The organism is Porphyromonas circumdentaria (assembly GCF_900167105.1).
GTDB classification, from domain to species: domain Bacteria; phylum Bacteroidota; class Bacteroidia; order Bacteroidales; family Porphyromonadaceae; genus Porphyromonas; species Porphyromonas circumdentaria.
Genome location: NZ_FUXE01000016.1, coordinates 1 through 12,655 on the forward strand (window position 1 = coordinate 1; position 12,655 = coordinate 12,655).

Below are 12,655 nucleotides of genomic sequence, written 5' to 3' on the forward strand. Positions count from 1 at the left end.
ACATTCTATCACAACGGACAATGGTGCCGAGTTTATGGCTTTTTCTTCCATCGAAAGGGCGCTCAAAATTCCCGTTTTCTTTGCAAAACCCTATTGCTCAACCGAAAAACCACACATAGAACATCTAAACAAACTAATAAGACAATATATACCGAAAGGAACCTCTTTCTCCGAAATATCGAAACTACAAATCAAAACAATACAAAGCCTGCTAAACAACAGACCCAGAAAAAAGCTAAACTTTCAATCTCCTATAGAAGCCCTTGACGTATATTTGCAACAACGTTGCACTTGACTCTGGAATCTGCAATATGGCAAATCCTGCAACACAGATACCTTTCTCTCGAGAAAAGTAGTAACTTTGGGAGTCGAAAAAGAGCAGTAAGCGAGTAGAATGTTGCAGCAAAAAGCCCCCATTGGGATATTTGACTCTGGTTATGGCGGACTTACCATCCTTAACGAAATACGTAAAGCGATGCCCCAGTACGACTTTCTCTATTTAGGAGATAATGCTCGCTCTCCATACGGCAGTCGCTCTTTTGAAATTGTTCACAAGTTTACGCTCCAAGCGGTAAAAAAATTATTTTCTTTTGGCTGTCCCTTAATCATATTAGCCTGCAACACTGCTTCGGCAAAGGCTCTTCGCACAATACAACAGCAAGATTTACCTAACATGGAAGACCCTACTCGGAGGGTACTAGGAGTAATCCGCCCAACGATAGAGATCGTAGACCAGTTAAGCACAAGCAAGCATGTGGGGATTTTAGCCACAGAAGGGACTATTATCAGTCACAGTTACCCAATAGAAATTGCGAAGTTGTTCCCTCTATTTACAGTACACGAGGAGGCTTGCCCTATGTGGGTTCCTTTGGTGGAAAACGGGGAGTATAACAGTCCTGGGGCGGACTACTTCGTTCGCAAACATCTGGATGCTCTTTTATCAAAAGACCCTCTTATTGACACTGTCATATTGGGCTGTACACATTACCCTTTGTTACAAGAAAAAATCAAACAATACCTTCCCCCTGCTGTTCACATTATAGCGCAGGGAGAATATGTAGCCTCCTCTCTGAAAGACTATTTATCAAGACATGTCGAGATGGAGCAAAGACTCTCTAAGAACGGAACTACCCGTTATCTAAGTACCGAGCAAGCCGATAAATTTGTCGAAAAAGCCTCGGTTTTCCTCCAAGAGAAAATTTGCGCAGAGCAAATCTCAATAGACTGAGTTATTTTAGCAACAAAGAAAAATTACCCCTAACAACCCTGAATTAATTTATGAAACAGAATAAGAAACTTTTATCTGCACTATTGGTTGTGTCCACCTTACTTGCTTCTGTAGCAACAATTACACTTCTTACATCATGCTCTTGCAAGATGATCCATAAGGGCGTTGCCCTGGATAAGATTGTGGGGAATTGGCACATTACTCACATCAATGGAGAGACTGTAAATAGTGAAGAGCCTGTAACGCTCAACTTTGATGCCAAGGAAATGAGATTGAATGGGAAAGCGATCTGCAATATCTACGGAGCAGCGTTTACAATAAAAAACTCGGGCGAAATAAAAGTAGAAGATGTTTTCTCTACTCTTGTAGGATGCCCAGGCAATGCATTTGAAACCCAATATTACTCTCTTTTAGAGTCGGTAACCTATATCAACGTCAAGGGGCAGGAAGCATTTCTTTATCAAAATAAAAAGGACAAAAAGCCCGTTATTACTCTGCATCGATAAGAATTAAGGAAGGGGAACCACTCTTCACTGTATGTTACTCAAATTAGAATAGATATATATATCATGTTAAAGTCCCGAAAAATCTTCTCTTCTTTTGCTACCCTTTTTATACTCTGCTTCGGAATATCTTCCAATCAGACTGCAAGTGCTCAAAATGGGGAAAAATCATTCTCCATCGAAGAAATTACTAACTGGCACTTTGCTTACAAACATGCAGGAAGAGGCTTTCGTTCTATGGACGATGGACGCTACTATACAGAACTAAACTACGAGAGAACCAAGATAACTCAGTCCGTGTTTGCCACAGGCAAGGTAGTAAGTGTTTTATTTGACCTCTCTACACAAAAGGAGGTGCCCATAAAAAAGATCGATGACTATATCATTGCCCCTGGAGGAAACCATATTTTACTCATGACAGAGACTGAGCAAATATACCGACATTCCTCACGTGCCAAAGTCTTCCACTACGATGTTCGTAGAAAGCGTTTAGCTCCATTAAGTTCGCAGGAAGGACTTATCATGATCCCTACCTTTAGTCCAGATGGACGGATGGTAGCTTTTGTGCGCGATAACAATATATTCATACGCAAATTTGATTTCGATAGCGAAATACAGGTAACAACCGATGGCAAAAAAAACGAAATCATATATGGTGCTACAGATTGGGTTTATGAAGAGGAGTTGGGCTGTACCAAGCTTCTTACATGGAGTGGCGATAATGCCTATCTCGCCTATGTACGTTTCGACGAGTCTGAGGTAAAAGCCTACGATATGCCCCTCTACGGTAATAGATTGTACCCTGTAAACTACACCTACAAGTATCCCAAAGCGGGAGAAAAAAATTCAGATGTCTCTCTATTTGTCTATAACATTAACCAGAAAACAGCTCGTGAGGTAGCTCTTCCCATAGATAAAGAAGCCTACCTGCCTCGCATAGAGTTTACTCCCATCAACAATGGATTGGCTGTTTTCACACTCAATAGACATCAAAACGACTTTAAGCTTTTCTTGGTCAACCCCGCAACGCTTATTGCTCAGCAAGCTCTAAGAGATACCGATGACGCCTATATAAAAACCGAGTGGATACGTAGTCTTATCATTTCGAAAAAGGGCTTTACCATGGTAAGTGAGAGAGATGGGTATGCTCACATCTATCAGTACAACACGGTCGGAGAAAAGAAAGCGCAGCTTACTAAGGGGACTTATGATGTACTAACGCTCTACGGGGCAGATAAAGAGGGAAATATCTATTACCAAGCTGCGGATGTGAGAGCTACCCAACGCCGAGTTTTGAAAGTAACTCCTACTGGAAAGACGAGTGTCCTTTCTGGCAAAGAGGGTATAAATAATGCGACTTTTAGCAGCGACTTTACTCACTTCTTAAATGTCTTTAGTAGCACATCTATCCCCCCTCAATACTCTATTCACAGCAGTAAAGATGGTAAAGAGTTGCGTATGCTGGAGGATAATAAAGCTTTGGCAAAGAAAATACGACAATACTGTTTCAACGAAAAAGAATTTATCCAACTCGAAATTGGCGGCGGGCTTGTTCTCAACGGATGGATACAAAAGCCCAAAGATTTTGACCCTAACAAACAGTACCCTCTTCTTATGGTACAATACAGCGGTCCAGACTCTCAGGAAGTATTAGACCGTTTTGGTATTGGTTGGGAGTACTACCTTGCCCAAGAGGGGTATATCGTAGCGTGTGTAGATGGTCGCGGTACAGGGTCAAGAGGTAGAGAATGGCGTAAGAGTACTTATATGCAACTGGGTATACTCGAGTCAGACGATCAAATAGCTGCTGCAAAAGCCTTTGGCAAACTACCCTATATAGATGCTTCTCGTATAGGAATATGGGGGTGGAGTTTTGGTGGTTATATGACCCTACTAACGATGTGTAGAGGAGAGGGCGTCTTCAAGGCAGGTATCTCTGTAGCTCCTGTTACAGATTGGCGTTATTACGACACAATTTACACAGAACGTTACCTACGCACTCCTCAAGAAAATCCTGCTGGCTACTCCAAGGGAGCCCCCTTACATTTAGCACAAAACCTCAAAGGAAATCTTCTGATTATACATGGAGCGGCAGACGATAATGTACACTTACAGAATGCTATGGACTTTGTTGAGGCCTTAGTACAACACGACATTCCTTTTGAGATGGCTATTTACACCGATAAAGATCACAGTATTTATGGTGGAAATACTCGTCAGCATCTTTATAAGAAGAAAGTTGATTTCCTAAAGAGAAACCTATAAAAATCCTTTTACTATTATAAGGTTCTATGCCCAGTAACTTTGTAAAAAAACCAGAGTGGCTTCGCATCAAAATGGGGGGTAGCGTTACTTACGGTACAACTCGCCAAGTTATAGAGGGTCACTGTCTGCACACTATTTGCAGTAGCGGTCGCTGCCCCAATCAGGGTGAGTGTTGGAGTAGAGGTACTGCCACTTTTATGATCGGAGGCAATATCTGCACACGCAGTTGTCGCTTCTGCAACACCCTCTCTGGTCGTCCTCTTACCTTAGACGCCAACGAACCCCAAGCCGTGGCAGAGAGCGTGCGCACACTTAAGTTGAAACACGCTGTCATAACGAGTGTAGACCGAGACGACCTCCCAGACGGCGGAGCCGAGCATTGGGTAAAAACAATTTTAGCAATCAAACAACTCAACCCAGGGGTAACTTGCGAGGTTTTGATACCTGACTTTCGCGGAGACCTTTGTATGGTCGAGAAGATCATATCGGCACAGCCCGAGGTTATCTCTCACAATATGGAAACCGTCCGTCGCCTTACCCCCTCTGTTCGTAGTGTGGCTACTTACGACACCAGCCTTGCGGTACTACACTGTATAGCCCAGTCGGGTATTCCTACCAAAACAGGTCTCATGTTGGGTTTAGGCGAAAGGGAGGAAGAAATAATAAATCTCATGGACGACGTTCGGGAGAGAGGGGTGAGTATTCTTACAATAGGGCAATACCTAAGACCCAGCAGGAAAAATATTCCCGTGGTAGAATACCATACTCCTGAATACTTTGATTATCTCAAAGAAATAGCTCTTAGCAAAGGTTTTACTCATGTTGAGAGTGCTCCTCTGGTTCGTTCTTCCTACCATGCCGAGCAGCATGTTATAAAGAAATAAGTTGCCATAGTAGAGACAGAGTATGCTCCGTACAAGAAACATTCTGGTGGATAGGGGGAATAGTTACTGCAAAGTAACGCTGTCTGACAATGGAGTACTGTCGGAACAGAGATTATTTCACAAACTCTCTCAAGCCGACTTGGTTCACCTATGTGACGTTTCTCCCAACACATCGCTAAGAGCTTTATATTGTGCCGTAGGTAGTCCCGAAAAGGAAGTTATAGACTTTCTTCGCGAGCACTGTTCATTCTTCCTCTATCTCGATGAAAAAACAGAAGTACCTCTTAAAGAAATCCACTATCAAAGAGGACAATTAGGAGCAGATCGTATCGCTTTGGCAGTAGGAGCCTATGATGTCGCGCCCTCAGGGCATGAGATACTCGTTATAGATATCGGTACAGCTATCACTTATGAAAGAATTTCTTCAGAAGGAGTTTATCTGGGAGGAAATATCTCTCCTGGTCCCTTGACCAGAAGCATCTCTCTACACCAGGCAACTGCCAAACTCCCAGAGGTAACACTCTCCCCTAACTATGCAGAATGGGGCAATACAACAGAGGGAGCTATTATAGCAGGAATAATGGAGGGAATACTGTTTGAAATAGAGGGATATTGCAACAGAATGAGGGAAAAGCATCCGCAACCGACAATATTATTGACGGGCGGATATGCTTACTATTTTGCGGATAAATTAAAAAATGTGACCTTTGTAGAACCGAACCTTGTAATGAAAGGGTTAGATAAATTGTTAGAATATAATGTACAAACAGCACAAACTAAGAAATAGGGTTTCATATATATTAGTAGGATTGGCAGTACTGTTGCTGTCGCCTCAACTCAAAGCCCAGAACAACAGTACCGAATCTCCCTATACAAGATTTGGAATAGGCTCTTTGGCTCAATCTACCTCCAACACTTCTCGAGGTTTGGGGAATACGGGTATTGCTCTTAGTTCTAAGGGACATATAAACCCTAAAAATCCCGCTTCGTACGCGGCAGTAGATTCGCAAACGTTCATTTTAGACTTTTCCTCCAGCATTGGTTTCTCTTGGTTTGCAGAAAACAACAAGAAAGATAGTCGTCTTTTGGGAAATTTTGAGTACGTTACAATGCTCTTTCCTATAACCAAGTGGATGGCAATAAGTGCTGGAGCGATGCCCTACTCCTCTGTTGGCTACCGTTTTGGGAGTACGCAGCCAATAGGTAATAATAGTGCACAGATATATTCTATCGACTATAATGGCTCTGGTAGTATCAATGAGTTTTATTTGGGTACGGCCTTTCTTCCTTTCAAAAACTTTTCGATTGGGGTAAATGCCTCTTTTCTCTTGGGAGAACTCAAGCATAATCAAATGGTTAGCTACAACACAGGCTCTTCCTACAACACACTATTCTATAATGGACTAAAGCTTTCGGGATTAAAAGCATCCGTAGGTATGCAATATGCTATAGCGGTGGGAAAAGAAGACAAAGTTAGATTGGGAGTAATCTACACGCCATCAACACCTCTAAAAAGTGTATCAACATACAGAGAAAGTATCATACAGTCAGGTATACCTCCGAAGGTTACGAAATCTGACTCCATTAGTTCTTCCTCAAGCTATAAAGTACCTTCTCAATTGGGTCTGGGCGTAGCTTACGAGATAAACAAAAAACTTCTCCTTACAACTGATGTACAGTATAATATTTGGAAAAAAGCTATACTCGAAAAGGAGACGTACCAGATACAAAACCAATGGCAAGTAGGTTTAGGTATAGCCTATACTCCCAACGCTTCTGACCGTTCTTTATGGAAAAGAATTGAGTACAGAGGTGGAATTTCTGCAGAAAACTCTTATCTTCAACTCCGAGCAGGCAATCGCTTGAGTGGATACTATAAAGGAGGGATATCTTTCGGAGTGGGTATTCCTATGATTGATAGAAGATCTTTTCTGGATTTGACCCTCGACTATGGGCACCTCATGCCTCAAACTCGAGGTTTTGTTCACGAAAACTACCTCCGCTTTACAGTGGGACTTCGCTTTAACGAGGGCTGGTTCCGCAAGATTAAGTTAGATTAAAAAGACTGCTCAAAGGCAGATTGTATAAAAAATAATAAGAAAGGGATAATACAAATGAGACGTATTAAAGTGCTTTTTTCAGCCATATTATTGGCCACATCTCTAATGGGATATTCTCAAACAGGAATAGAAACAAATACTCCTTTTGGTAAAGGGCAAGACAGTATCAAATGTCGAGAAAACATAAGTCTATTTACCTCTTACGCCAAAGAGGGTAACTTCAAAGAAGCTCGTACCTATTGGCAATCGGCTTATACGGAATGTCCTGCTGCAACGAAAAACATCTACATCTATGGTGTACGCATCCTCAATTGGGAGTTGCAAAACGAAACAGATCCTGCAAAAAAGGAGCAACTATTGAAGCAACTTTTAGAGGTGTATGATACTCGTGCTAAATACTTCGGTAATGACCCCAAGTATGGTCTTGATTGGATTACCTCGAGCAAGATTACGGACTATCTCAATTGGGTAGATAAGAATAAAATAGACTACAACATGATTTACACATGGACTCAACCTATCGTAAATCAAATGGGAGAAAAAGCAGATGCAAAAGCTGTTTACTTCCACGTATTCTCTTCGCTCAATAAAGCCATAGGTAACGAAGCGTGGCATCAGCAATATATCAAAGACTACATGCAGGGGAACGCCCTTATGGAAAAGGCTGTGGAGAGACTCGAAGAAAAGGGAGATACCGTTCGCTTGGAATATATCAGAAGTTTGAAAGGACAGCTTGACGCCCTTTTTGCTCAAAGTGGTCTGGCAGATTGTAGCACCCTTGTAAAGATTTACGGTAAGGATTTGGAAGCCAACAAGAATAATATCTCTTTCTTACAAGCAATGCTGGATATGTTCCGCAGTGCCGATTGCGAGAAAGATCCTATCTATTTCCAAGCAAGTAAATATCTTTTTGCCATTAAACCCACAGCTTCTGCAGCCTTAGGATTAGCAAAAGAGGCAATGAATAATAATCGTAATACAGAAGCGATGAACTTCCTTGAACAAGCTATTACTCTGACCTCCGATAAGAATATCAAGGCAAGTTGCTACTATACTATGGGGGTGATGCAAATGAATGCACGCAACTACTCACAAGCTCGTCAATTCTGTAACAAAGCTATGGCAGAGAACCCATCTATGGGTAGTCCTCTTATCTTGATTGCCAAGATGTATGCAGCTTCTGCCTCCAGTATATTCCCAGGAGATGCTATCAGACAACGCTGTGTGTACTATTTGGTAATAGACAAGTTGGAAAAAGCTCGCTCTATCGACCCCAAGGTTGCAAGCGAAGCGGGTCAATTAATAGCCTCTTACCGTCGCTCTCTCCCCTCCTCTACCGACATCTTTATGCACCCCGAATTGGAGTCTGGAAAGAGCTTCTACGTGGGTGGTTGGATTGGAGAAAGTACTGTAATCCGATAAATAAACACATTATAGAGGTTATTACAGCTATCTGTCAAAGGCCTCTTATATAGATGAGAAGAAAAAAGATATTTCTCTCTTTTGCTAAAGTATCTATCCATCAATGGTTAGGTACTTTAGCTATTTTTTTATTGATTGCCCCGCTTGGCTGTGGAGAAAAAAGGGGAGAAACCACGCAGCATGGCTTTTCCATAGACTCTGCCTATAGTATGCTCACCAAAGATGTAGATGTACTCGTTTCTGACTCGGGAGAAACTCGCTACAGGCTCAAAGCAAAAGAGTGGTATATCTATAGCACTGACACACGTCCCTATTGGTATTTCCCCAAAGGATTTGTTTCTGAAAAAATCGATAGTAACAAAAACTCTTTGGCACGAATAGAAGCAGATACCGCCTATTACTACATCGAAGAGGAAGTATGGAATCTTATCGGTAATATCTCAGTTATAAATCTTGATGGAGACCAATTCTTTGCCCACACACTAAACTGGAAAAAGGGAGACAAACAAATCTATTCCAACGATACAGTAACGATTATAACAAAAGATAAAATTCTTAAGGGGAGCCATTTTACAGCCAATCAAGACTTCTCTAAATACACCTTTTACAACAGTCGGGGAAGCATGAAACTCAAAGAAGAGGAGGGAACTTCGCAATAAGTTTGTTATTTTTGGCAACAAGTTGTATAGATTCGTGACACCAGATAACATATATATTCTCATTTACATCGTTATTTTGTTGGCTCTTTCCTCTTTCTTTTCGGGGATGGAGATAGCCTATCTAACCAGCGACAAACTACGTATAGAGTTGGATAGAAACAGAGGAGGGATAACAGGTCGTATCCTTACGATTCTTTTTCGCAACCCCAATAACTACATAACAACAATCCTTGTAGGGAACAATATTGTATTGGTTATGTATGGGTTGTTTATGTCTCAAATTTTAGACCCTATACTACACAGATTCATTACATCAGATGGTCTACTTCTGCTAACGAACTCTATCATCTCTACTCTCATCATCATCATTTTTGGAGAGTATCTACCAAAGTCTCAATTCAAGAAAGACCCAAATGGTATCATGCGCCACCTTGCGCTCCCCATCGTTTTAAGCTATGTAGTACTCTATCCTATAAGTATATTGTGCACCAAGCTGTCGCAAGGTATCCTCTTCTTGATGGGAAAAAAGAATCAAGCTATCCCTCATGCTCGGCTTACTACCATAGATTTAGATCACTATTTGAGTGAGAGCTACTCTTCCGATGGTCCTTCAGGATCTTTAGATACAGAAGTTAAAATCATTCAGAACGCCCTTGACTTCTCCGATGTGAAAGCCCGAGACTGTATGGTACCTCGCAATGAAATCGTTGCTTGCTCTTTAGAAACTAGTCTTGAAGAATTGACAAATATTTTCATAAGTACAGGGTTCTCTAAAGTAATCGTCTACAAAGAGAGTATTGATGACGTAGTAGGCTACATACATTGCTCCGAGATATTTAAGGGGAAAAATTGGCAAGAAAGAATGCAGTCTGCCGTATATGTACCTGACAGTACATACGGACATAAGCTGATGAAACAACTTATGCAGCATAAGAAATCCATTGCCATTGTTATTGACGAAATGGGTGGCACCTCTGGTATTATCACCCTCGAAGACTTAGTAGAAGAGATTTTTGGTAATATCGAAGACGAGCATGACCGCAAGAAATTAATTGAGCGCAAAATTGATGACAACACCTACATCATTAGCGGACGTAGCGAGATAGACGACCTCAACGAGAGATTTGCTTTGGGACTTCCCGAAAGTGACGAATACAATACACTGGCGGGACTTATCCTTTACTACAATAGAGATATACCGAACTCTAAAGAGGTCGTAGTGGTAGATAACTTCTCTTTCAAAATACTTCGTTCCTCCTCTACCCGCATTGAGCTCATCAAACTCACCATCTTGGAAAAAAGCAACTCTTAAACAGGATAATAGTAATAGTAGGTTGCTCAAAACAGGATCTTCATTCTCTACAATTCTTGATGGAGAATAAGCATAGTAGTTCGCAGGTATCCACTCTTCTCCACCACTAAAATGTCTCATACATACAATTGTACATTACGACTATGTAAGAAAACAACAATAAAGTATTATCTTTGTTTGTAGAGACTTTTTGGGGAACAGTTTCAAAAAGCAAACAAAAAGACAATATAAAATTATATCCGAGACCAAAAGGGGCATCTAAAAGTCCCTTTTACTTTTTGAATATAAGAGACAATAATAACTTAAACAGTCAGAATAACAGCTATGACACTACAAAATGAATTCAAGCATTTTGCCTCTGGGAAATTGGGCTTAAGTAAGAGTGTAGTAGATCAATATATAACCTCTTGTGGAGGGGGAGGTGGATATATATCCCCTACCATCATCGAAGAGCGACAACTAAACGTAGCTCAAATGGATGTTTTCTCTCGTCTAATGATGGATCGCATCATTTTCTTAGGGACAGAGATAAATGATTATACAGCTAACGTCATTCAAGCGCAACTACTCTTTTTGGATAGTACAGACCCAGGTAAGGATATCTCTATTTATATCAATTCTCCTGGGGGATCTGTTTATGCTGGATTTGGCATTTACGACACCATGCAATACATCGGGAGCGATGTATCTACGATTTGCACTGGCATGGCAGCCTCCATGGCAGCAGTGCTACTTGTTGCAGGGAGCAAAGGCAAGAGATATGCCCTACCCCACTCTCGAGTAATGATACACCAACCCTTAGGAGGAATGCAAGGCCAGGCAAGCGATATTGAAATTGCCACACGACAAATCCTGAAAGTAAAAGAAGAACTTTACAGAATTATATCAGACCATTCAGGAAAAACTATTGAACAGATAGAGAAAGACAGCGACCGAGATAAATGGATGACTGCAAGCGAAGCTCTCGAATATGGTATGATAGACCAAGTGTTAACTCCTAAGAAAAACAAGCTTAAAGAGTAGCCCCTATTTTAACGCACATGGCAAAATCGAAAAAAACAGGCTCTCATTGTAGTTTCTGTGGTAGAGGCGAAGAGGAAGTACCCATATTGGTAAAAGGAGAAGAACCCACCGCTATCTGCTCTGACTGCGTACTGCAAATAGGCAAAGCTATACGTCAGGCATTGGGGCCAGAGACACTACAAACGACAGAAGAACATCCTGCTCTTGCCAAGTTGGACTTTAACAAACTACCTCGTCCTCAACATATAAAATCTTTTTTGGATCAGTATGTTGTGGGGCAAGAAGATGCCAAAAAGTATCTTTCTGTAGCTGTTTATAACCATTACAAACGCATATTACAACCCGATCAAGAAGATGACATTGAAGTAGAGAAAAGCAATATCATCATGGTAGGTCCTACGGGTACTGGCAAGACACTATTGGCACAAACTATCGCTCGCATGCTGGATGTGCCCTTTGCTATTGCTGATGCTACAGTTCTTACAGAGGCTGGATATGTTGGAGAGGATATTGAAAGCATCCTTACACGACTGCTTCAAGCCTGCAATTATGATGAAAAAGCAGCCGAAAAAGGGATTGTATTCATCGACGAAATAGATAAAATAGCTCGCAAGAGCGATAACCCCTCCATAACAAGAGACGTTAGTGGTGAGGGTGTACAACAGGGACTGCTAAAACTTTTAGAAGGCTCTATCATCAACGTCCCCCCTGCAGGAGGGCGTAAGCACCCCGACCAAAAGTTCATTCAGGTAAATACTCGCCACATACTTTTTATATGTGCGGGGGCTTTTGATGGGATAGAAAGAAAGATTGCCAATCGTCTCAATACGCGTTACGTAGGCTTTCAGAATGAAGGAGAACGGATACAAATAGATTCCAAAAACCTATTGCAATACGTCTCTCACCAAGATTTACGTTCATACGGATTGATTCCAGAAATTCTGGGGCGTCTTCCCATCCTTACTTATTTAGATCCACTTGAGCGTTCGACCCTCAAACGTATCCTTACGGAACCTAAAAATTCTATCATTTGCCAATACACCAAGCTTTTCGCTATGGATGGCATAAAACTCTCTTTTGAAGATGCTGCCTTGGAATATATCGTAGATAGAACTATCAAGGAGGAGTTAGGGGCGCGAGGCTTACGCTCGGTAGTGGAAACTATTATGATGGAAGCAATGTACTCTCTTCCTGGAGGAGATATAAAAGAGTTAGTTATAACACGCGAATATGCAGAAAAACATAGCAGTGTGTTGCACATACGCGATTAAATTTTGATATCCTCGTTCTCTCTGAAAA

At 41.4% G+C, this 12,655-nt stretch carries 12 protein-coding genes; all 12 read left to right on the plus strand.

Going from position 1 to position 12,655, the window contains the following annotated elements; genetic code table 11:
* On the plus strand, positions 1-295 hold a 295-nt coding region (locus B5D06_RS07160), incomplete at its 5' end, for an IS30 family transposase (protein ID WP_143742642.1).
* Positions 296-394: 99 nt separating this feature from the next.
* Entirely contained in the window at positions 395-1,228 is an 834-nt protein-coding gene (gene murI / locus B5D06_RS07165; protein ID WP_078737324.1) for a glutamate racemase, read from the plus strand.
* Between the two features lie 50 nt (positions 1,229-1,278).
* Positions 1,279-1,734 carry an META domain-containing protein gene (locus B5D06_RS07170; protein ID WP_078737325.1) on the plus strand — a complete coding sequence of 152 codons (456 nt, stop codon included), beginning with the start codon at positions 1,279-1,281 and terminating at the stop codon, positions 1,732-1,734.
* Positions 1,735-1,797: 63 nt separating this feature from the next.
* Entirely contained in the window at positions 1,798-3,996 is a 2,199-nt protein-coding gene (locus B5D06_RS07175; RefSeq protein WP_078737326.1) for a S9 family peptidase, read from the plus strand.
* Between the two features lie 26 nt (positions 3,997-4,022).
* Positions 4,023-4,880: a lipoyl synthase gene (lipA, locus tag B5D06_RS07180; RefSeq protein ID WP_078737327.1), complete on the plus strand. Its 858-nt coding sequence runs from the start codon at positions 4,023-4,025 to the stop codon at positions 4,878-4,880.
* A gap of 22 nt (positions 4,881-4,902) precedes the next feature.
* On the plus strand, positions 4,903-5,667 hold the full coding sequence (locus B5D06_RS07185; protein ID WP_078737328.1) for a type III pantothenate kinase: 765 nt from the start codon (positions 4,903-4,905) through the stop codon (positions 5,665-5,667).
* Complete coding sequence (locus B5D06_RS07190; protein ID WP_078737329.1) at positions 5,639-6,940, plus strand: BamG family beta-barrel-assembly machinery protein; 1,302 nt, start codon at positions 5,639-5,641, stop codon at positions 6,938-6,940. Before B5D06_RS07185 ends, B5D06_RS07190 begins: the two co-directional genes overlap by 29 nt.
* 54 nt (positions 6,941-6,994) lie before the next feature.
* Positions 6,995-8,362, plus strand: a complete 1,368-nt coding sequence (locus B5D06_RS07195) for a hypothetical protein (RefSeq protein WP_078737330.1) — start codon at positions 6,995-6,997, stop codon at positions 8,360-8,362.
* A gap of 53 nt (positions 8,363-8,415) precedes the next feature.
* Complete coding sequence (lptC, locus tag B5D06_RS07200; RefSeq protein WP_078737331.1) at positions 8,416-9,021, plus strand: LPS export ABC transporter periplasmic protein LptC; 606 nt, start codon at positions 8,416-8,418, stop codon at positions 9,019-9,021.
* A gap of 34 nt (positions 9,022-9,055) precedes the next feature.
* A complete protein-coding gene (locus B5D06_RS07205; RefSeq protein ID WP_262502514.1) occupies positions 9,056-10,333 on the plus strand; it encodes a hemolysin family protein in 1,278 nt (425 codons plus the stop codon).
* A gap of 324 nt (positions 10,334-10,657) precedes the next feature.
* Entirely contained in the window at positions 10,658-11,356 is a 699-nt protein-coding gene (clpP, locus tag B5D06_RS07210; protein WP_078737332.1) for an ATP-dependent Clp endopeptidase proteolytic subunit ClpP, read from the plus strand.
* A 17-nt stretch (positions 11,357-11,373) separates the two neighbouring features.
* Positions 11,374-12,627 carry an ATP-dependent Clp protease ATP-binding subunit ClpX gene (gene clpX, locus B5D06_RS07215; protein WP_078737333.1) on the plus strand — a complete coding sequence of 418 codons (1,254 nt, stop codon included), beginning with the start codon at positions 11,374-11,376 and terminating at the stop codon, positions 12,625-12,627.
* The last annotated feature ends 28 nt before the right edge of the window (positions 12,628-12,655 follow it).

Bases quoted from the DNA above. Each gene is read 5' to 3' on its own strand.
- B5D06_RS07175 (WP_078737326.1), top strand. From the start codon at position 1,798: ATGTTAAAGTCCCGAAAAATCTTCTCTTCTTTTGCTACCCTTTTTATA.
- B5D06_RS07185 (WP_078737328.1), top strand. From the start codon at position 4,903: ATGCTCCGTACAAGAAACATTCTGGTGGATAGGGGGAATAGTTACTGC.
- lptC (WP_078737331.1), top strand. From the start codon at position 8,416: ATGAGAAGAAAAAAGATATTTCTCTCTTTTGCTAAAGTATCTATCCAT.
- B5D06_RS07170 (WP_078737325.1), top strand. From the start codon at position 1,279: ATGAAACAGAATAAGAAACTTTTATCTGCACTATTGGTTGTGTCCACC.
- murI (WP_078737324.1), top strand. From the start codon at position 395: ATGTTGCAGCAAAAAGCCCCCATTGGGATATTTGACTCTGGTTATGGC.
- B5D06_RS07195 (WP_078737330.1), top strand. From the start codon at position 6,995: ATGAGACGTATTAAAGTGCTTTTTTCAGCCATATTATTGGCCACATCT.
- clpX (WP_078737333.1), top strand. From the start codon at position 11,374: ATGGCAAAATCGAAAAAAACAGGCTCTCATTGTAGTTTCTGTGGTAGA.
- clpP (WP_078737332.1), top strand. From the start codon at position 10,658: ATGACACTACAAAATGAATTCAAGCATTTTGCCTCTGGGAAATTGGGC.
- B5D06_RS07190 (WP_078737329.1), top strand. From the start codon at position 5,639: ATGTACAAACAGCACAAACTAAGAAATAGGGTTTCATATATATTAGTA.
- lipA (WP_078737327.1), top strand. From the start codon at position 4,023: ATGCCCAGTAACTTTGTAAAAAAACCAGAGTGGCTTCGCATCAAAATG.